This window comes from Asticcacaulis excentricus (assembly GCF_003966695.1).
In the GTDB taxonomy this organism is placed as follows: domain Bacteria; phylum Pseudomonadota; class Alphaproteobacteria; order Caulobacterales; family Caulobacteraceae; genus Asticcacaulis; species Asticcacaulis excentricus_A.
Genome location: NZ_AP018828.1, coordinates 1,036,004 through 1,056,543, shown reverse-complemented (window position 1 = coordinate 1,056,543; position 20,540 = coordinate 1,036,004). Strand labels below are relative to the sequence as shown.

The window sequence follows — 20,540 nt, the reverse complement described above, 5'->3', positions numbered from 1 at the left end:
AACATCGCGACAAAACAAAAATTTAGAGAGAAATGGCGATTCCTTTTAAAGTCATTTCGATCTAGAGCGCTCATTTTTTAAATGGTACCCCGTGAAGCTGTTCAAGAAACGTAAAACGCCCAAGGTTTTCGACACCTCTACCCCATGGGGGCTGTTCAAGACCTATCTGGCCTTTCTGTGGAACGACCACGCCTATCTGCGGCTGGGCTTCACCAATGCCCATTGGATCGACGACAAGATGGTGCGCACCAACCAGCCGTGGCCGTTTCAACTCGCCTGGTTCAAAAAGCACGACGGCATCCGCACGGTGATCAATCTGCGCGGCGGGCAGGGGGCATTTTTCGCGCTGGAGCGCCATGCCTGCCAAAAACTAGGGCTCGATCTGGTCGATTTCATCGTCACCTCGCGCGATGTGCCGTCGGCCGAAGCGATCCTTGAGGCCGAAAAGCTGTTCGACAGCATCCAGTATCCGGCCCTGATGCACTGCAAATCCGGGGCGGACCGCGCCGGGATCATGAGCGTGCTGTACCGCCACCTGCACCTCAAGCACCCCCTGCGCGAGGCGGTTTCCGAACTGGGCCTGCGTACCCTGCACATGAAGGCGGGCAAGACGGGCGTGCTCGACTATATTTTCGACTGCTATTTTGCCGAGGGCGAACCGCGCGGCATGTCCTTCGTCGAATGGACGCAGTCGGACCTGTATGATCCGGTGAAGATCAAGTCGGACTTCAAGGCGGCGTGGTGGGGCACGCTGCTGACCGAAAAGATTTTCCGCCGGGAGTAGGGGCCGTTGCGCGCAGGTCGTTTTTCGAGCAAGGTTTGACACGACTGCGAAGGAAAACGAGTATGGCTATGTCGCTGAAATTCATCGCTATGACGCTGGCGGCCTTGGCCCTGACGGGCTGTGCGTCCACGCCCGAACTCGTAGCGGGCAGCCCGCAGGCTACCCTGCCGTCGCCCAAGGCGTGCAAGGCGCGCGATCTGGTTTTTACGAAAGACGCCAATGGCAAGGGCTATTGCGTCACCGAGGCGCAGGCCAAGTGCCAGCAATCGGCGCTGCTGGTGCTGGGCGACGCCGACTGTCTCAATACGCTGATGTGGAAGGATAATACCTCGCGGCCTGAACCGCTGCCGCGCGGTACGGCGGTGACCCCAACGAAGAACTGAGAGCTAGATCATTATGATTTCTGGCAGAAACATAATGATCTAGATTTTTGTTTAGCCCCTCGCCGGGCGGTGGCTTGCACCACCTTGGCCGCCGCCTCAATGGCGGCTTGAGCGGATTGATTCCAGTAGGAATCGTTCCGCTCTAATTAATCGTTCGCTGGATTCAGCAGACGGTGGGCATGGATGACGAAATAGCGCATCAGGGCGTTATCGACCGTCGATTGCGCCTTGGCGCGCCAGGCGGTTTTGGCTTCTTCGTAGCTGGCATAGGCACCGACAAATTCGACCGCCTTAAGGTCCTTGAAGTCGGTACCGCCGGGGGCTTGCAGTTCGCCGCCGATGACGATGTGAAGCAGTTGTTTGTCGCTCATGGTCAAACTCTCAGAGGGTTTCGAGGGAGGGAAGGGCGGCGCAACGGCGCCGGATTTCGGGATAAAGACCTGAATTGGCGCAGATCAGCGAGGCCTTCAGGCTGTCGGGGGCATTGAAGTCATAGGCCTGCCCCAGATGGTCGGAGACGATGGCCCCGGCCTCATGGCAGATCAGGGTGGCCGCCGCCACATCCCAGTCGCGCTTGGGCGTCAGGGCCATTGTAAAATCGGCGCGGCCCGCCGCCACGCACACCATGCGATAGGCGACCGAGGGGCGAGAGGTTATGCTCATCTTCGGCCACGGCTCCGGCCAGATGTCGCGGCCAAACAGGCGGGCATCGCCGATGCCCTGCGCCACGCTGAGGTCGGTGGTGGCGGAAGCGCGGATGGGCTCACCATTGAGAAACGCCCCCAACCCCTTGCCCGCGCTGTACATTTCCTGCGCGTCGGGGGCGTAGACCACGGCGGCGACGGGCTGGCGCGCCTGCACCAGACACAGGGCGATGGTCCAGTAGGGGGAGCCCTTGGTAAAGCCCATGGTGCCGTCGATGGGGTCGAGCACGAACAGGTGCGACTGCGTCAGGCGGGCGGGCGTGTCGGGCGATTCCTCGCTCTGCCAGCCATAGCCGGGGCGCGCGTCCAAAAGCGCCTCCTTCAGCCACAGATCGACCTCCAGATCGGCATTGGTGACGATGGAGCCGTCGGATTTATAAGAGATATTCAGCCCCTGCGCCTTCAGGTGCTGGGCCAGCGCCCCGGCGCGCCGCGCCCGGTCGATCAGCAGATCAAGCTCTTCCTGAAGCGTCGGCGCGGCCCGGCTCATCACTTGCCCCCGATGCTCAGGCCATCGACCAGAATCGAGGGGGTATCAAGCGTCCCCTTGATCTCAAGGTCTGAGGCGGGCTCAAGGCGCGCAAAAATGTCGATCAGATTGCCGGCGACGGTGATTTCATTGACCGGGTGGGTCAGTTCGCCGTTTTCAAACACAAAGCCCGACGCCCCGGCCGACCAGTCGCCGGTGTCCGAATTGACGCTGGGGCCGAACATCGAGGTGATCAGCACCCCCGAACCGGCGGCGGCCATCAGGTCGGCGGGCGAGCGCGAACCGGGGCTCAGCGTCACATTGTGCGCCGATACGCCCGCCGGATGGGCCAGAGAGCGCGAGGCGTGCCCGGTCGAGGCCATGCCCAGTTGCCGCCCGGCGGCGCTGTTGAGCAGCCACGTGGTCAGGATGCCGTCGTCGATCAGGGCGCGCTCACGCACCGCCACGCCTTCGTCGTCATAAAGGCACGAGCCCAAACCGCGCGGGCGGAACGGATTGTCGATGATGTGTACACCGGGTGCGAACAGGCGCTGGCCCAGCCTGTCCTTCAGATAGCTGGAGCCGCGCGCTACCGAGGGGCCGGAAATGGCCCCCAGAAACAGGCCGATCAGCGATTTGGCGGTGCGGGGTTCGAACAGGACGGGGGCGGTGCGGCTGTCGATCTTGCGCGCGCCCAGCGCTTTCAAGGCGCGCTCAGCGGCCATACGCCCAGTCGCTTCGGGCGTCGGCAAATCGGACAGGTAGCGCGTTGAGCGGCCTTCGCCGTCACGCTCCATACCGCCGGTTTCGTCCGTGGCGATAAGGCGCGCCGACTGAAACGACAGGCTGGTGCGGTGGTGGCCGGCAAAGCCGTCCGAGGTGAGAAGCTGCCAGCGGGTGAAGCTTTGGCCCGCACTGGCCGCGTCGCTTTGCAGGCGCGGGTCGATCAGGCCCGCGGCTTCACAGGCCAGCGCCCGTTCGCGCAAGGCATCGGCGCTCAGCTCTGTGGGGTCGAAAATATCCAGTTCCACGCCGTCACCGCGCCACAGCCGCGCCGGGTCGGCCAGCCCGGCATAGGCATCATCCGGGGCCAGCCGCGCCATGGCGACGCAGCGTTCGACCAGCCGCGCCAGCGTGCGCTCGGAAAATTCGGAGACCGAGACGACGGCCTGTTTCTGACCGATAAACACCCGCAGGCCCAGATCGGTGGCCTCATCGCTTTCGACGGTTTCGACGGCCCCTTTGCGTACGCCGACGGTGAGCGAGCGGCTTTGCGAATAGACGGCTTCGGCGGCATCCGCCCCCTGCGCCTGCGCCAGACCGATGACGTGCGCAAGCAACGCCGTAGAATCGGTGCGGGCGGGGGTGTCTGTTTGCGTGTGCAGCATAAGGTCTTTCTTAGGCGCGCCGGGGGGCGGGGCGCAAGTCTCAATTGGAACGATTCCCCGCAAAGCATATCATAACCTTGTTTTACAGGATTATTTCCTACAGATTAGTATAATATTTAGGGCATTCCTTTAGGTTGTGACCTCTGTGGCGCAGGCTCTGTTGACTGCGCGTCATCCTGCAGGGGTCTTATGCTGTCACTGACCGAACGCACCGGAGACTTGCGTCGGTATGCTTACCGGCTGTGGCGCCGTTTGAAGGCGAGCCACAGACAGAGCGAAGTCGATACGGCGGAGTTGAAGCGTCAGCGCGCCATTGCCTTGCGCCCGGTCGTGCGCGGTCTGTGCGGCGTGGTCGGCAGCTACTATATCGTCATTTTCATCTCCCATTTTTTCTATGAAAAGGGGATGGACCTGCCGATCATGGCCTGTCTGGGGGGGCTGACGGCCATAACCGGCCTGTCCTTTTTCCGTTGGACGCGCGGGGCCGAAAGCGTGCACCGGCTGGAACTTGCCACCCTGATCGTCAGCCTTTTGATGTATGCCAATGTGGTGGTGTCTCAGTACCTGCACTTCGTGCCGGCCAAGCTGATCTATTTTGTGCTGATGACCCTGGTCTTCGCCACCTCCGCCGTGTCGCTGCGCGTCGTGGTGCCGACCTCGCTTCTGGCCATTGGCACCATGTTTGTCATGGCTCATCATGCCGGTTTCCCCGTGCTCAAGCAGCATATCTGGGTCGGTATCGGCGGGATTGTCACGGCTCTGGGCATGGCTGGCATCATGCGCAGTACCATTTTCCGCGCCGTTCATGCCCGGCTGGTGGCCGAAAAGCACCGCCACGAGGCGCAGATTCTGGCGCATTACGACGCCCTGACCGGTCTGCCCAATCGCCGCAGCTTTTTCACCGAGCTGGATGTGGCGCTGGTGGGGGCTAAAAACGGCCATGCCTTTGATCTGGCCCTGATTGATCTCGATGGCTTCAAACCGGTCAATGACCTCTATGGCCACAGCATCGGCGATGCCTTGCTGATTGAGGTCGGCAAGCGTCTGCGCGCGGTCGTGGGGGCGCGCGGTGTCGTGGCGCGGCTGGGCGGAGACGAGTTTGCCCTTATCCTCAACGGGCAGATGCCTGACGACGATCTGCGTCGTTTTGGCGAAGACCTCTGTGACTCCTTACGCGAAACCTACGTGCTGGGCGGCGGGGTGTGCGCCAATATTTCCGGCTCGGTCGGCTTCGTGCATTCGGACCCTGATGCCCAGTGGAGCGCCTCGCAAATGCTGGAGCGCGCCGATTACGCGCTTTATTACGCCAAGCAGAACCTGCGCGGCGCGCCGGTCATCTTTGACCGCCGCCACGAAAACGAGATGCAGGATTTCGGCGCGGTCGATCAGACCCTGCGTTCGTCCGACCTCGAAAGTGAACTCTATATCGTCTTCCAGCCGCAGATCGACCTCAAGGCGCAGCGCACGGTCAGCTTCGAGGCGTTGGCCCGCTGGCAGTCGGAAAAGCTGGGGCCGGTGCGTCCCGACATCTTCATCCGCGCCGCCGAACGCTCCGGCCTGATCAGCGACATCACCCTGATCCTGCTGCGCAAGGCGCTGGTGGCGGTGCGCGACTGGCCGCATGATATGCGCGTGTCGTTCAACCTGTCGGCGCGCGACCTGCGCTCGCTGCCGGCCATTGCGCGCATCTGCGACACGGTAAAAGCGTCCGGCGTCGATCCGAAGCGCATCGAGTTCGAAATCACCGAAACGGCGATGCTCAGCGACTTTGATCAGGCGCTGGAGGCTCTGGCCCTGCTGAAAGGCATGGGCAGCCGCATCGCGCTCGATGATTTCGGTTCGGGCTATTCCAGCTTCGGCTACATCCATCGTCTGCCGGTGGACAAGATCAAGATCGACCGCAGCTTCGTGACCCAGCTTCTGCGACACGATTCGACGGTCAAGATCGTCAAGACGCTGATCGACCTGTGCGGCAACCTGTCGCTCGACCACGTCATCGAAGGCGTCGAGACGGCGGCGGAACTGTGCCGTTTGGAAGAGATCGGGGCGCGCTATATTCAGGGCTATTACTTCGCCGAACCCATGCGCAGTGAGGCCATTACCGCCTATCTGGACGCCGAGTCGTGGCGTGAAGGGCTGAAAAAGGCGGGATAATACTAAGGGTCATTGAAAATGGCTCTTGGTATTCCATTCGAGACTGTCTCATGTCACTGACACATATGAGACAGTCTCGTGTCTTCAACGGCCGGATGCGGTCAGCATCTTCGGCCGTTGGTATCAAACGCGATCAGGCTTTGCGCGCCCATCCGAAAGAGGTGAGTGGGATCGACTGCGCCATCTTGGCCGCCCCGGCGTCATTGGGGTGCAGATTGTCGGCCATGCCCAGCCCCGGCAAAAGCCAACCGGGACGCGCCGGGTCTTCCAGCGCCTTGTCAAAATCGAACAGGCCGTCAAAGACATCGCTACGTCTTAGCCACGTATTCAGCGCCACGCGCCGCGTCTCCTTCTCGTCGTTGTAATAGTCCTTGAAGGTCGTGCCCTTGAACGGGGTGAGCGTCGCCGCATAGGTGCGGATGCCGTGCGCTTGCGCGCGGGCGGCGATCTGGCTGAGGCCCATCTTCAGGTCGTCCAGCGGGGCGTAACCGGGGCTGTCCGGACCGCCCGCGTGGCCGAGGTCGTTAATGCCGATCAGCAGCACCACAGCGGCGACATTGGGCTGCGCCAGCACGTCACGGTCAAAGCGCGCCAGAGCGCCGGTGCCGAACCGCGCCCAGGTGCCGTGATTGAGCAGCCGGTTGCCGCTGATGCCGGCATTGACAACGCTTAAGGGGATGCGAGCGGCGCTGAGGCGCTGGCTCAGCAGGTCGGGCCAGGTCCCGCCCTGATCCGGGGTAATACCGTAGCCGTCGGTGATTGAGTCGCCAAAGGCCACCAGTGCCTGCGTCTTCGGGGTGGCGACCTCGACGCCCGACAGCCACGGGAAGGCGTTGCCGATGCCGATATCGGTCTTTGTGGTGGGCAGTTCGGGGGCCGCCGTTTGCTGCCCGCTGGCGACGTAAAGGGCGCTGCGCTGGAGTTCGTGCAGGGTGGTCAGGGGGGCGGGGCCCTTGACGTACAGGCTGACGGCGAGGTCGCTGTGGGCCGCCACCGTCAGGGGGATCGGGTCGCTGAGGACATAGGCCCCCGGCGGGATCGTCACGGACGTCTGGCCGTCAAAGGTCGCGGCGCGGTCGCTTTGTGGGTCGATCCGCGCGCCGGACAGGCGGCGGGCCACGCGCAGGGCGTCGATGCGCAGGGGCGTGTCGCCATAGGCGTTCGACAGGCGGATACGCACGGCGCTGCCGCCCACGCTGAGGCGCACGATCTGACGCAGGGTGAGGTCCTGCGCCTGCGCCTTGTTGCCCGACGGCTCCGGGGCGGCGTACCACGAGGGCGTCCAGTGTTGCATCGTCGGACGGGCCAGCGCCGGAAGGGTCAGCGCGGCCCCGGCGGCGCTCAGCCCCGACATCAACGCGCGGCGGTTCAGAATGGACATGGCGACTCCCCTGAGGGCTCTTTTGGCTTTGGGCGCGCATCTAACGCGATTTTGCGCCTGAGGGAAACAGGGTTTGGGTTCGCCACGGATAGACACGGATGGCCGCTGGCGCGACGGGCACGGATGTTCATTGCACAACTGAGAGGCACAGAGCGCGGACCATCTGTGTTCGGCGGGCGAAGCCCGCCATCCGTGTCTATCCGTGGCAAAAAAATCTATCCCCGCTGAGACATGGGCAATTTCAATTTCTTAAGCGCGTTTTCTCACAATCTGTCCCCGCCGCGTGAACCTCTGTCATGCTGAGTCCATGACACAGATCGCCCCCCACATCCCCGCCGCCCACACAGCGTCTTATGATCGCCTGATGCGCCTTGCGGATCAGCTCCTCACCGCGCTCGAAACCGCGCCGCGCCCCACCACGGCTATCGAAATTGGCCGCACGGCCCGCGCCATCATGGCCGTCGAGCGGATGTTGCGGGGGATATACACGCCGCTGCTGAAGGCGAAACCGAAGCCGGTCAAGGAGGCACCAGCCGAAACGCCCGCTGCGTCTCGTCGCCTTCGGGCCGATCCATCGCCCCCGTCGCGCCCTGACGGGCTTACAAGGGAGGAGACAGGCCGCCCCGTGACGAGAGGGGAGGCAGCCCCTGAACCGACAGAAGAGGCGAAACCTCAGTCAACGCCTTCAGCCTCTCCACACGGTGAATGGTCAAAGGGCTGGGCCGACAAACAGGCCCAGATGCGCGAACAACGCGCCGCCCGCATCGGCAAATGGCCCGACGGCACGCCCTACAGACCCCGACCTACGGCTTCGGAGACAGATAGGCTACGGTCGAAATCAGCGCCGACACCACCGTCGCCAGAAACAGGTGAACGCCCAGCAGTGGCACCATGAATATCCCGCCTTCGAACGCGCCCCAGCACTCGTCGACGCACATCTGAGCCGGTAGACCCAATACGATCGTCGGCACGACGTAGGGCAGGGCGATAAGCGCGGCGATCCCGGGTCGGTAAACCGCGTCTGTGCCGGGAAATGCCAGTTTTGGCAGGATCGGGGCGAGAATAAATACCGCCATCAGGATCAATACGGCTTTAACATCCGCCAGAACGAACATGACGATCAGGGCGAGACTCAGGCCGACGGTCACCGCAATCCAGCGCCACGCGCCCAACGGTTTTACCTGTGCGAAGGCGATTTGCCGTCCGAATATACGACAGGCGACAAGCAGAAATATCGCGTGGGCAACCACCACGCTGACGAACATCAAGCCCGTCGTTACGGCATAGGACAGGTCGTTCACCACGCCCAGCCGTCCGACGGCCCAGGGGACGGCGAAATTAATCGCACCGACGATCAGCGTGCTGAAAACCGCCAGACACCCTAGTAGAAACAAGTTGTCGGCGAAGAGCCTGAGCGTCGTCGCGGCCAGAGAACTCGCGCGTCGTTTTGTCGTAGAATCCGTCAGCATGCATCCCCCCGCATGGTTGCTTATTTTTTCCAAATCGGTTTGCCCGACCCCGGCAGGCCCATGGCGGCCCATTTCTCGCTGACGCGGTCGATGACGTCCTGCTCCATATAGAGCTTTTCGCCCCATTCGCGGTGGGTTTCCGGCTCCCACTTGTTGGTGGCATCCAGCCCGATCTTCGACCCCAGACCGCTTTCCGGCGAGGCGAAGTCGAGATAGTCGATCGGCGTGTTTTCGATGACCGTGATGTCGCGCGCCGGGTCCATGCGCGTCGAAATCGCCCACATCACGTCCTTCCAGTCGCGGCAGTTGATGTCATCATCCACCACGATCAGCCATTTGGTGTACATGAATTGGCGCAGATACGACCACGCGCCCATCATCACGCGCTTGGCGTGGCCCGGATAGGCCTTTTTCATAGAGATGACGGCGATGCGGTAAGAACACCCTTCGGGTGGCAGCCAGAAATCGACAATCTCCGGAAACTGCTGACGGATCAGCGGGATAAACACCTCATTCAAGGCTTCGCCCAGCACGGACGGCTCATCGGGCGGCCGACCGGTGAAGGTCGAGAGATAGATGGGCTGCTTGCGCCGCGTGATGGCCGAGACCTGAAACACCGGGAATTTTTCGACCGAATTGTAATAGCCGGTGTGGTCGCCATAAGGGCCTTCGTCGGCATAGTCATCGAGCAGCACATGCCCTTCGAGGACGATTTCGGCTTCGGCGGGCACCATCAAAGGTACGGTTTTGGCGGGCACCAGCTCGGCCTTGGCCCCGCGCAGCAGGCCTGCGAACTGATACTCGCTGAGCGTATCCGGCACCGGCGTCACGGCGGCGAGGATGGTGCCCGGATCGGCCCCCAGCACCACGCAGGCGGGCAGGGGCTCTGTCTTTTTGGCCTTCTTCCAGCGGGCGTGATGCTGCGCGCCGCCGCGGTGCGCCAGCCAGCGCATGATGGCGCGGTCCTTGCCCAGAACCTGCATCCGATAAATACCAAGGTTGAAATCGTCTTCGCGCGCTTCCGACGGCCCCTTGGTGACCACAAGGCCCCAGGTGATCAGCGGCGCCGGCTCACCGGGCCAGCAGCCCTGCACCGGCAGGCGCGTCAGGTCGATCTGATCACCCGTCTGCACCACCTCCTGCACCGGGGCTTTGGAGACGGTCTTGGGGCGCATCCCCATCACCGTCTTGGCCAGCGGCAACATGCTGAGCGCGTCCTTGAAGCCGCGCGGCGGTTCGGGTTGCCGCAGGAAGGCCAGAAGCTCACCCACTTCGCGCAGGTCCTGCGGATTGGTGCGGTCCTTGCCTTCGAGTGTCACGCCCATGGCCACGCGCTTGACCGTACCGAACAGGTTGACCAGCACCGGCATGTCCGACTTTGAGCCATCGGGCAGGATGACGTTTTCAAACAGCACAGCCGGGCCTTTTTCGGCCAGCAGGCGGGTCTGGATCTCGGTCATTTCCAGGTGGGTGGAGACGGGCTCCGTGACCCGCACCAGCTCGCCTTCGCGTTCGAGCTTGGCTATGAAATCTCGCAGGGATTTGTAGGCGCTCATGACCGGGACTCTTGTTGGAAACACGGCTGCGAGACATAGGCCGATACGATACCGGAGGCAAGCGCGACCGATCAGGTCCTGTCCAACAAAGCGGGTAACAGAATTTACAGATTCACATTCAGCTTGCGCGCCAGCGCCAGCACTTCGGAACGCAGTGAACCGTAGGAGGAGCCCATCAGCTTGCGGATGGCCTTTGAGGCCTGTTCGCGGTCGAGCGACAGGATCATGCGCTTGACCTGACCGATGCCGGCGGGCGGCATGGACAGGCGGTTGAAGCCCAGCGCGATCAGCACGAAGGCCTCCAGCGGCTTACCTGCGATTTCGCCGCAGACGGAAACCGGCGTACCCGAATCCTCGGCCGCTTTCTGAATGGTCGAAAGGGCGCGCAGCATGGGCGGCGACAGCACGTCATAGCGGTCCGACATGCGCGGATTGGTGCGGTCAGCGGCAAACAGGTACTGCGTCAGGTCGTTGGTCCCGACGCTGGCGAAATCGACCATCGGCAGCAGGGCGTCGAGGTGGAACAAAAGCGACGGGCATTCGATCATTACGCCGACGCGCAACACCTGCGGCAGCGGTCGGCCCCGGCGGCGCGCCCACTGACATTCGATATCGACCAGTTCGCGCGCCTGACGGAACTCATCGACCGAAGCGACCATAGGGAACATGATGCGCAGCTCGCGCCCCTTGGCGGCGGTGAGCAGGGCGCGCACCTGCATCCGCAGCAGGGCCGGGCGGTCCAGCCCCATACGGATGGCGCGCCAGCCCAGCGCCGGGTTTTCCTCGCGCTCGGTTTCCATATAGGGCAGGATCTTGTCGCCGCCCAGGTCGAGCGTGCGGAAGATGACCGGCTTGTCGCCCGCCGCGTCCATCACCCGCTCATAAAGCTCGGTCTGACGCTTCAGGCGCGGCAGGTCTTCGGAGACCATGAACTGAAACTCGGTGCGGAACAGGCCGATTCCTTCCGCGCCCGTCTCGTGCATGATTTCGAGATCGAACTCCAGACCGGCATTCATCAGCAGCGCCACGCGGTGGCCGTCGCGCGTCACCGCATCGACGTCTTTCAGCTTTTCGAACTCAGCCCGACGGGCGGCCCGCATGTCCATGCGCGCCACGGCGGCCCCCAGAATATCGGGGCGGGGGCGTAAGTAGGCTTCGCCGGTTTCGCCATCGACGACGACCTGATCGCCCTGATTGACCTTATCGCGCAGGCGCTCCAGCCGTCCGACGCACGGGATTTGCAACGCGCGGGCGACGATGGCGGCGTGGTTGGCGGCCGAGCCTTCTTCGAGCAAAATGCCTTTCAGCTTTTTGCGGTCGTATTCCAGCAGGTCCGCGGGCCCCAGATCGCGCGCCACCAGAATGGCATTGTCGGGGATTTCGCGGGCGACCGTATTGCGGCCCGCCAGCACGCGCAGCAGCCGGTTGCCGAGGTCTTCGAGGTCGTGCAGACGCTCACGCATATAGGCGTCGCGGGCATTGTTAAGTTTGGCGCGCTGTTCATTGCGCACACGCTCCACCGCTGCCTCGGCGGTCAGACCGGAGCGCACGGCTTCGACCAGATTGCGCGTCCAGCCCCGGTCGTGCGCAAACATGCGATAGGTTTCGAGCACATCGAAGGTCGGCCCGGCCAGACCGTGCTGACCTTCGAACATCTGATCAATCTGGTCGCGCAGGTCGCCAATAGCGGTCAGAAGCCGCGCCTCTTCGGCAATGGCGTCGTCAGACAGCAGGTGGTCGGGCGTCACCGGCACCTCGTGCAGGATCACCGTGCCGATGGCGATGCCGTCAGCGAAGCTCGACCCTTTCAGGCGTTCCGGCCGCTGCGGCGCGATTTCGATATCTTTCAGCTCATCGTCGCTGACCAGGTCGCCGGCCACCATTTCGGCCAGCACCATGGCGATGATCTGAAGGTCCTCGACCTCATCCTCACCATAGGTGCGCATGGCCATGTTCTGCACGACCAGCACGCCGATGGTCCGCCCGCCACGCAGCAGCGGCACGCCGAGGAAGGAGTTATAGGGGTCTTCGCCCGTTTCCGGACGGTAGGCAAAGCTGGGGTGCGACGGCGCGTCGTTAAGGTTCAGCGGCTGCCCCGACCGGGCGACCTCACCGACCAGACCTTCGCTCAGGCGCAGCCGCGTATTGTGCACGGCTTCGCGGTTGAGGCCTTCGGTGGCGAACAGTTCAAGTTCTTCGGAGGTGCGGCGCAGATAGATGGAACAGACTTCGGCAATCATCGAGCGGGCGATGATTTCCACCACGCGGTCCAGACGCGCCTGAGCCGAGGAGCCATCGGCCATGACTTCGCGAATCTGCCGCAGCAGACCGCGCTGACCGCGTGCACCCTGAACCAGACTTGGACTCAACGCTCGGCTCCCCATACAACCGTTTGCCGTTTTCTCCATAATGGGAAACGTTTTCGCGGCTGTCTACAGAGGCTTGCCCCCTGAGACAAGTCACGAAGACTTTATGCGGTCACATCGCCGAAACAAATCGGCACAAACCCACAGAGCCCAAAGAAAAAGGCCGCGCACTCAAAGCACGCGGCCTTTTTCCTTACCTGAACAGCGCTTACTGCCCGATCTTGTCCAGATCGTAGGCCGCATGAAGGGCACGCACGGCCAGTTCGGTATAGGCTTCGTCGATCAGGACCGAGATCTTGATTTCCGAGGTCGAGATGACCTGAATATTGATGCCTTTTTCCGACAGGGCGCGGAACATGGTTTCGGCGACCCCCGTGTGCGAGCGCATCCCGACGCCGACGATCGACACCTTGGCGACGTTTTCATCGACCTTGATGGCGTCAAAGCCGATCTCGGCCTTTGCGGCTTCCATGATGTCGGCGGCGGCCTGAGCGTCGCGGCGGCCGACGGTGAACAACTGGTTGGCGTATTCGCCGGAGCGCTTTTCCGACTGCACGATCATATCGACATTAATATTGGCCGCGGCCAGTTTCGAGAACACCGCCGCGGAGACGCCGACCTTGTTCGGCAGGCCCAAAAGGGTGATCTTGGCTTCATCACGGCTGAAGGCCACGCCGGAAACAATATGCTTTTCCACGATTTCGTCCTCGTCGCACACGATGGTGCCCTGATCAATGTTTTCGCCCGGCTCCACGAAGGAAGACAGGACGCGCACCGGCACGCGCTGCCCCATGGCCAGTTCGACCGAGCGGGTTTGCAGCACCTTGGCCCCCAGCGACGCCATTTCCAGCATTTCCTCGAAGGAAATCTTCTTCAGGCGGCGGGCCTTGGATTCGACGCGCGGGTCGGTGGTGTAGACGCCATCGACGTCGGTATAGATGTCGCAGCGGATGGCCTTGACCGCCGCCGCCACGGCGACCGCTGAGGTGTCCGAACCGCCGCGGCCCAGCGTGGTGATGCGGCCCGATTCGGTGACGCCCTGAAAGCCCGGCACGACGACGATCTGCCCGGCATCGAGCGCGGTTTCCAGCTTGGCCGGCGGGATGTCGAGGATGCGCGCCTTGCCATGCACGTCCGAGGTGAGGATCGGCACCTGCCAGCCCATCATCGAAATGGCGTCATAGCCCATATTGCGCAGCGTCATGGCCAGAAGACCGGCGGTCACCTGTTCGCCGGAGGCCACGACCACATCATATTCGTCGTCGCCTTCGATGGCGCGACCTGTGGCCTTACCCGCACCATCGGTCCAGGCGACCAGCTCATTGGTCTTACCCGACATGGCCGACACAACGACCGCGACGCGGTGACCGGCATCGTATTCAGCGGCCACCAGCCGGGCCGCCCTGCGGATGCGTTCGAGGTCGGCCATCGACGTGCCGCCGAACTTCATCACGAGACGAGTCATTAATCCGTCTTTCTCTTTCAAGCGAGTGTGTACAAAAATGCGCGCCCGCTTTACTGCCCGTGCGCGCGCCTGTGAAGCTTTTTTGCGAAAAAAGCGCATACGGACGCGGCTTTTTGCGCTATTCCCCTGCCAGAAGTGGCTGTTTTCGGAGCGTGACATGGCCAGAGCGGCAAAAAATCAAGCAAAATCAGTTGCAAATGAGACGGAATTGGCCGCCGACGCCCCCGCCGGGCCGAGCATAGATGCCGAAGATGTGGCGCGGTTTTCGGCTCTGGCCGCCAAATGGTGGGACCCCAAGGGGGAGTTTGCGCCCCTGCACAAGTTCAACCCCAACCGCGTGCGCTTTATCCGCGATACCTGCATCGATCACTTCCTGCGCGATCCGCGCGCGGTGGCGCCTTTTGGCGATTTACGCCTGATCGACATTGGCTGCGGTGGCGGTCTGTTGTCAGAGCCGATGAAGCGCATGGGTTTTGACGTCACCGGCATCGACGCTTCGGAAAAGAATATCGGCACGGCGAAGGCCCATGCGGCTGAGGTCGGGCTCGATATCCGCTATCTGGCCCAGACGGTCGAGCAGGTGGTCGCGTCCAAAGAGCCCGGTTTTGACGTGGTGCTGACCATGGAGGTCATCGAGCACGTCAATGACCCGGAAAGCTTCCTCAAGACCTGCGCCTCTCTGGTCAAGCCGGGCGGACTGTTGTTCATTGCCACGCTGAACCGCACGCTGAAGGCTCACGCACTGGGTATTGTGGCGGCGGAATACGTGCTGCAATGGGTGCCCAAGGGCACGCACGACTGGAACAAGTTTCTCAAGCCCGAAGAGATTGAAGGGTTTCTTGAAGGGACCGGCCTGACGCCCGACCCGGCAGTGGGGGTGAGCTACAATCCCTTCACGGCGACCTGGGCCCTTTCAAACGATACCGCCGTCAACTATATGATCGTCGCCCGGCGGGATTTGCTGTAATTCCGTCGGTTTTCCCTCCCCCTCTCCCTGAGGGAGAGGATGGCGCGGTACGCGCCGGGTGAGGGGGATAACCTCGCACCCTCATTTCTGAACGCCCCCCTCACCCCAACCCTCTCCCTCAGGGAGAGGGGGAGGCTCTATATGACCGATACTGACCTGACTCTTGTTTCCGCCTGGAAGGGTGCCCAGACCCGCCTGAAGGCCGCCCATATCGACTCGCCGGCCATCGACGCCCGGTTGCTGCTGGAGGCGGCGACCGGCTATACGCGCACCGATATCCTGACCGATCCGTACAAGCTGCTGACGGCGGAGCAGAAGGCGACGCTGGATGATTATCTGACCCGCCGCGAAAAGCGCGTGCCGGTGGCGCGTATTCTGGGCCGCAAGGGCTTCTGGAAGCTGCTGCTCGACTTGACGCCCGCCGTGCTGGTGCCGCGTCCGGAGACTGAGTGCATCGTCGATATGATCCTCAAGACGACGGAGGAGGGGCAGGCCTTTACGCTGGCCGATCTCGGCGTCGGGTCGGGCGCCATCCTGCTGTCGGTCCTGTCTGAGCGTCCGGCGGCCAAGGGCCTTGGCACCGATGTCTCCGAAGAGGCCTTGGCCGTGGCGCGCGACAATGCCGCCAATCTCGGCCTCGACGGGCGCGCGGCCTTCCTGCGCACCTCGTGGGGCGCAGGGCTGGCCGATGCCAGCTTCGATTTCGTCGCCTCCAACCCGCCCTATATCCGCAGCGACGTCATCCCGACGCTTGATCCCGAAGTGCGCGATCACGACCCGCATCTGGCGCTGGATGGCGGCGAATCGGGCCTTGATGCCTATGTCGAGATGATCCCGGAAGCCTTCCGCATCCTCAAGGCCGGTGGCACGGCGTGGGTGGAAATTGGCTATGATCAGTCGGCCGCGGTCGAAGACCTGATGAAAAAAGCGGGCTTTTTCAACGTGTTGACCTTTAAGGACCTGTCTGACCTGCCGCGCATCGTCGTCGGTCAGAAGCTCGTCATGCAATAGACAGACCGTTGAAAACCGTCCGTTTCTGAAAATTTCTCTTGGAAACGGGCGGTTTTGGCGCTAACACTGCACAGTCTCCTGCCATTGTGGACGGATTACCGGACGGCTTTCGCCGCTTCCGAGATCATGCACAGTCGAAAACGCTGTGCCCATAGGCGGAAACCTGAGCGCCTGCGTAGGGGGGGCAAAGCCCGGTGCAGGCCACAGCGTGAACCCCTGAAAACGGCACACACCAACACGCAAACCCGGCACTTCATCTAAGGCCCTGCGGCATATGGCAAACAGGGCCTGCGGCACATAAACAGATTCGCCCCGCGCCTCATTCCAGCGGGGCCTTGCCCTAAACGGTTACATCGCATGAAAGATTTTCGGGGTATGAAACGGCAACGCAGCCGTAATCGCAAGCCCTCTGGTAATCAGAACAACCCCAATCGCGCCTACGAATCGAACGGGCCGGACGGGGCGAAGGTGCGCGGCAACGCGCAGACCATCTACGAAAAGTATCAGCAACTGGCCCGCGACGCCAATTCGTCGGGCGACCGGGTGCTGGCCGAAAACTACCTCCAGCACGCCGAACACTATTTCCGCCTGATCCGTCAGATGCAGCCGCAGCGTCCGGTTTCGGAATTCCTGCAACGTGATCCGTTCTCGACGGGCTTCGACTTCGATGAGGACCTCGATACCGAGGTCGAGACAACCGAAACCGAGGGCGAAACCGCTGAGTCCGAGGGCGGCGAAGGCGATCAGCCGCGTTATGACAACCGCCGGGATCGCGACAGGGACCGTGACCGCAATCGCGACCGCGATCGTGACCGTGACCGTGACCGTGACCGCGACAGAGACCGCGGCGAGCGCAATGACCGCAATGACCGCGATCGCAATGGCGGCGACCGTGACCGCGCCTACGCCGAGCGTGGCGACAATGGTGATGACCGCCCGCGCCGCGAAAGCCGCCGTGAACGCTATGAGCGCCGCCGTCAGCAGCGCCTGAGCGAGCAGGAGGTTTCCGTCACCTCCGGTCCGATCGCTTCGACCGAACCGCTCAACGGCGGATCTGCGCCGGCCGAAGTGGCGGGCTTTGACGTGGTCACCCCGCAAGCGGCCCCGATCGCCCCTGCGCCCGAAGCGCCAGTGGCCGAGGCTCAGCCGGAAGCCCGCGGTCGCGGCCGTCGTCGTGTGGTCGAAAGCGACGCCGCTGCCGACACCAGCCACCTGCCGGCCTTTCTGCGCGTCCCGGTGCCGGTGGCCGCCGCCGAAGTCCCGGAAACGGTAGCGGAAGAGGGCGAAGCGCCCAAGCGCCGCACCCGCCGCAAGAAGTCGGAAGAGGCCGAGGCTTAAACATCCCGCCAACCCTAAGATAAAAAGCGCTCCGGACCTTCCGGGGCGCTTTTTCGTAACGCACTCCTCCCTTGTCTCTGCCGCCTGTTTGCTTTAATCGCGCAGCATGACCGAAAACGCCCCCAATCCCGCTGAATTTACCGAATTTCGTCCTGAAGCGCGCGCGCCGCGTGGCTTTGCCGACAAGCGTGCCGCGCAGATCGCGGTGGAACGCCGCCTGATCGCCAGGGTCTCGGAAGTCTATGAGTCCTTTGGCTTCGAAGCGCTGCAAACCTCGGCCTTTGAATATGCCGATGCGTTGGGCAAGTTCCTGCCCGACGCCGACCGTCCCAATGTCGGCGTCTTCGCGTTGCAGGACGACGATGATCAGTGGATGGCGCTGCGCTACGACCACACCGCCCCGCTGGCCCGCTTTGCGGCGCAGAACTGGGACAGCCTGCCCAAGCCCTTCCGTCGTTACGCCTTCGGGCCGGTGTGGCGCAATGAAAAGCCGGGACCGGGCCGTTTGCGCGAATTCATGCAGTGCGACGCCGATACGGTGGGTACCGACCGTCCGGAAGCCGATGCGGAAATCATCGCCCTGGCCGTGGCCGGGTTCCGCGCCAATAACCTGCCGACCGTGCTCAAGATCAATAACCGCAAGCTACTTAATGGTCTGCTGAGCGCGCTGGGGGCCGACTCTCCGGCGCAGCAGATGGGCGTGCTGCGCGCCATCGACAAGCTGGACCGTCTGGGCCTTGAAGGCGTTGAGTTGCTGCTGGGCGGCGGGCGCAAGGACGAGTCGGGCGACTTCACCAAGGGCGCGGGGCTCAGCGACAAGGCCATTGCGGCGGTGCTGGGCTTTGTGGCCGCGGGCCGCGACAGCGCGGGCGGTCAGGCCGAGCGCGGGGCCGTTCTGGAAAAACTGGCGGCGGTGTTGGCGGATTCGCCGGAAGGGCAGGCGGGTCTTGAGGACCTGTCGCGTATTTCGATGGCGCTGGCCGGGCTGGGCGTCTCAGAGGCCGAAGCCATTTTCGATCCGTCCATCGTGCGCGGGCTGGAATACTATACCGGGCCGGTGTTCGAGGCCGAACTGTTGATGGAAACCCGCGACGAGAAGGGCAATCTTGTGCGCTTCGGCTCGGTCGGGGGCGGCGGGCGCTATGACGATCTTGTGGCGCGCTTCACCGGGGAGCGCGTCCCGGCGACCGGCTTCTCGTTCGGCGTGTCGCGTCTGGCGGCGGCGCTCGCTCTGGCCGAAGAGGGCGCGATCCAACCCGTGCGCGGGCCCATCGTCATCATCGCCTTCTCCGAATCGGACATGGGTGAGTATTTCCGACTGGCGGCGGACATCCGCGCGGCGGGTCTGGCGGTCGAAGTTTACCTCGGTCGTTCGGGCATGAAGGCTCAGATGAAGTACGCTGATCGCCGTTTATCCCCGGCCGTCGTCATGCTGGGTGGCGATGAGCTGGCAAATAATACCGTTACGATCAAGGATCTGGATCAAGGGCGGCTTTTGGCCACACAAATCACGGATAACAAAGAATGGCGTGAGGCGCGTCCGGGTCAGGTAACATTGCCCCGCGCTGAGGCCATTAAGCATCTGAAATCCATAGTGAATGCGTAAATAAATTTACGCAACGGCAATCTGTGTCAGCGCTGTCAAAAAACGTTAACCCTTCTTAGGGTTTTTGACACAACTGCGTTAGTTGGAATTATTTTTGACACCACGTAATAAAAGCGTTGACACGGCCCCAAAAAAACTGTTTTCTCCGTCTCAAGAGAACGGAACTTCGCCAGAGAGATGAAGTCAGTTCCCGGCGTTTCGGGGAGGAAACGCCTGCTTAACAAGGAAAGAGGCCCGGCATTGCTTATCCCCCATGCCGGGCCTCTTTTCGTTTGTTGTTTCCAGAGCTGGCGAAACGCCAGTTTTGACGTCGATGTCAATTTCTCTTATTTCAGGTCCTTGCACGCGGCGCGTACCAGCCAGCGGATTTGCTGGGCCAGCGCCTCTTGCGGCACGGCGATCAATCGCTCCTCCAACCCGACAAACACAATGCCGTGCACCGCAGAAAACAGGGTGCGCGCCACCAGTATGCGTTCGGCCTCAGACGCCGCAGGCATAAGCGCGGTCATTGGCGCGTTCATATGTCGAAACAGGCCCAGTTGCGCCTGAATATTCCATTCGGGCAGGGCGGGATTTTTCAGCCGCATTTCAAACAGGGCGCGCCAAAGCTGAAGATTCTGCCGCGCAAAGTCGTAATAGGCCAGGGCAATGCCTTCCAGTACCTCGACGGGACGCTCGGCCGCGGCTGAGGCCGCGCCGGCCTCCAGCGCCGCATCCAGCCTGACCATGGTACGTTGCGCCAGTCGCAGCATCAGGTCGTCCATATCGGCGACGATATTATAAAGTCCCCCCAGCGCCACGCCGATGTCTGCCGCCAGTTCGCGCGCCTTGAGCGCGCCCACGCCGTTTTCGCAGATGCGTTTTTCGGCGGATTGCATCAACGCTTCGAACTGAGCTTCGCGGCGGCGGGTCGTAGCGGTGGGGGCGTTGGACATTCTACTCGGAACCTGACGATAAAAAATTTGAACGACGTTCATTTTAATATTGAACAATGTTCAAAACTATGCGACAACACAATTGTGAACGGCGTTCATAGCACATCATGTCCCCACGCGAAAGCGCTGTTCATGGATCGGATCGGAATACTCCGGGGGCGGAGTTCCGCTCCGGAGGGGAAAGGGCGGGGCCGGTGTCCCCCGGTTCCGCCCATACCTCATCAGATTTCTACCCCACGCGCGGGTCGTTCAGGGCGCGGATATTCAGACGAAGGGTGTTCGTCATGGTTCGTTTTAAATCGTCTTCGCGCACAATGATGGTACTGGGTGGCGCGCTGGCCTTTGCGCCGCTGGTGATGATCTATATTGTGCTGGGTCAGTTGCAGGGTGGCGTTTCTTATGCCAACGAGATGGCCGGTCACTTCACCCGCTACGCCCATCAGGCCGAGATCGGCGGCTTCCTGCTGGCCGTCGGGGCCGTGCTGCGCATCGCGGGCATTTGCTTCCCCAATAAGGATTGATACCCAACACGAAAAAGCCCTCCGGTGTGAACCGAAGGGCTTT

Annotated in this window: 17 protein-coding genes; 8 read left to right on the top strand and 9 right to left on the bottom strand. The window is 62.3% G+C overall.

Annotated features, from left to right (window positions below; all coding sequences use genetic code 11):
• Positions 1-91 precede the first annotated feature (91 nt).
• Positions 92-784 (top strand): fused DSP-PTPase phosphatase/NAD kinase-like protein, encoded by a 693-nt coding sequence (locus EM6_RS16005; protein WP_126424109.1) that lies wholly within the window; start codon positions 92-94, stop codon positions 782-784.
• A gap of 62 nt (positions 785-846) precedes the next feature.
• Positions 847-1,167, top strand: a complete 321-nt coding sequence (locus EM6_RS16000; protein ID WP_126424108.1) for a hypothetical protein — start codon at positions 847-849, stop codon at positions 1,165-1,167.
• A 146-nt stretch (positions 1,168-1,313) separates the two neighbouring features.
• On the opposite strand, the gene EM6_RS15995 is transcribed toward EM6_RS16000, so the two are convergent.
• Genes EM6_RS15995 through EM6_RS15985 form a run of 3 tightly spaced genes read right to left on the bottom strand, consistent with a single transcriptional unit; the run spans position 1,314 to position 3,728 of the window.
• On the bottom strand, positions 1,314-1,538 hold the full coding sequence (locus tag EM6_RS15995; protein ID WP_126424107.1) for a DUF4170 domain-containing protein: 225 nt from the start codon (positions 1,536-1,538) through the stop codon (positions 1,314-1,316).
• Between the two features lie 10 nt (positions 1,539-1,548).
• On the bottom strand, positions 1,549-2,361 hold the full coding sequence (locus tag EM6_RS15990) for an inositol monophosphatase family protein (RefSeq protein WP_232037150.1): 813 nt from the start codon (positions 2,359-2,361) through the stop codon (positions 1,549-1,551).
• Positions 2,361-3,728, bottom strand: a complete 1,368-nt coding sequence (locus tag EM6_RS15985; RefSeq protein WP_126424105.1) for a TldD/PmbA family protein — start codon at positions 3,726-3,728, stop codon at positions 2,361-2,363. Before EM6_RS15985 ends, EM6_RS15990 begins: the two co-directional genes overlap by 1 nt.
• Positions 3,729-3,917: 189 nt before the next feature.
• Here EM6_RS15985 and EM6_RS15980 point away from each other — a divergent pair, with 189 nt between their 5' ends.
• On the top strand, positions 3,918-5,882 hold the full coding sequence (locus EM6_RS15980; RefSeq protein ID WP_126424104.1) for a putative bifunctional diguanylate cyclase/phosphodiesterase: 1,965 nt from the start codon (positions 3,918-3,920) through the stop codon (positions 5,880-5,882).
• Positions 5,883-6,015: 133 nt separating this feature from the next.
• Here EM6_RS15980 and EM6_RS15975 read toward each other — a convergent pair whose 3' ends face one another.
• The 5 genes from EM6_RS15975 to EM6_RS15955 form a co-directional block, all read right to left on the bottom strand.
• Entirely contained in the window at positions 6,016-7,263 is a 1,248-nt protein-coding gene (locus EM6_RS15975) for an SGNH/GDSL hydrolase family protein (protein ID WP_126424103.1), read from the bottom strand.
• A gap of 803 nt (positions 7,264-8,066) precedes the next feature.
• Positions 8,067-8,732, bottom strand: a complete 666-nt coding sequence (locus EM6_RS15970) for a hypothetical protein (protein WP_126424102.1) — start codon at positions 8,730-8,732, stop codon at positions 8,067-8,069.
• Positions 8,733-8,752: 20 nt separating this feature from the next.
• Entirely contained in the window at positions 8,753-10,288 is a 1,536-nt protein-coding gene (locus tag EM6_RS15965) for a UbiD family decarboxylase (protein ID WP_126424101.1), read from the bottom strand.
• A gap of 104 nt (positions 10,289-10,392) precedes the next feature.
• A complete protein-coding gene (gene ptsP / locus EM6_RS15960) occupies positions 10,393-12,672 on the bottom strand; it encodes a phosphoenolpyruvate--protein phosphotransferase (protein ID WP_126424100.1) in 2,280 nt (759 codons plus the stop codon).
• 190 nt (positions 12,673-12,862) lie between these two features.
• Positions 12,863-14,119, bottom strand: a complete 1,257-nt coding sequence (locus EM6_RS15955; protein ID WP_126424099.1) for an aspartate kinase — start codon at positions 14,117-14,119, stop codon at positions 12,863-12,865.
• Positions 14,120-14,276: 157 nt separating this feature from the next.
• Here EM6_RS15955 and ubiG point away from each other — a divergent pair, with 157 nt between their 5' ends.
• The 4 genes from ubiG to hisS all read left to right on the top strand — a co-directional run bounded on the left by ubiG (position 14,277) and on the right by hisS (position 19,041).
• On the top strand, positions 14,277-15,086 hold the full coding sequence (gene ubiG, locus EM6_RS15950; RefSeq protein ID WP_126424098.1) for a bifunctional 2-polyprenyl-6-hydroxyphenol methylase/3-demethylubiquinol 3-O-methyltransferase UbiG: 810 nt from the start codon (positions 14,277-14,279) through the stop codon (positions 15,084-15,086).
• Between the two features lie 141 nt (positions 15,087-15,227).
• A complete protein-coding gene (gene prmC / locus EM6_RS15945) occupies positions 15,228-16,097 on the top strand; it encodes a peptide chain release factor N(5)-glutamine methyltransferase (RefSeq protein WP_126424097.1) in 870 nt (289 codons plus the stop codon).
• 375 nt (positions 16,098-16,472) lie between these two features.
• Positions 16,473-17,435, top strand: coding sequence for a DUF4167 domain-containing protein (locus tag EM6_RS15940; protein WP_172961282.1), 963 nt, complete (start codon positions 16,473-16,475; stop codon positions 17,433-17,435).
• A gap of 106 nt (positions 17,436-17,541) precedes the next feature.
• Positions 17,542-19,041: a histidine--tRNA ligase gene (gene hisS / locus EM6_RS15935; RefSeq protein ID WP_126424095.1), complete on the top strand. Its 1,500-nt coding sequence runs from the start codon at positions 17,542-17,544 to the stop codon at positions 19,039-19,041.
• 326 nt (positions 19,042-19,367) lie between these two features.
• On the opposite strand, the gene EM6_RS15930 is transcribed toward hisS, so the two are convergent.
• Positions 19,368-19,976, bottom strand: coding sequence for a TetR/AcrR family transcriptional regulator (locus EM6_RS15930; RefSeq protein ID WP_126424094.1), 609 nt, complete (start codon positions 19,974-19,976; stop codon positions 19,368-19,370).
• Between the two features lie 284 nt (positions 19,977-20,260).
• Here EM6_RS15930 and EM6_RS15925 point away from each other — a divergent pair, with 284 nt between their 5' ends.
• Positions 20,261-20,497, top strand: coding sequence for a hypothetical protein (locus tag EM6_RS15925; RefSeq protein WP_126424093.1), 237 nt, complete (start codon positions 20,261-20,263; stop codon positions 20,495-20,497).
• The last annotated feature ends 43 nt before the right edge of the window (positions 20,498-20,540 follow it).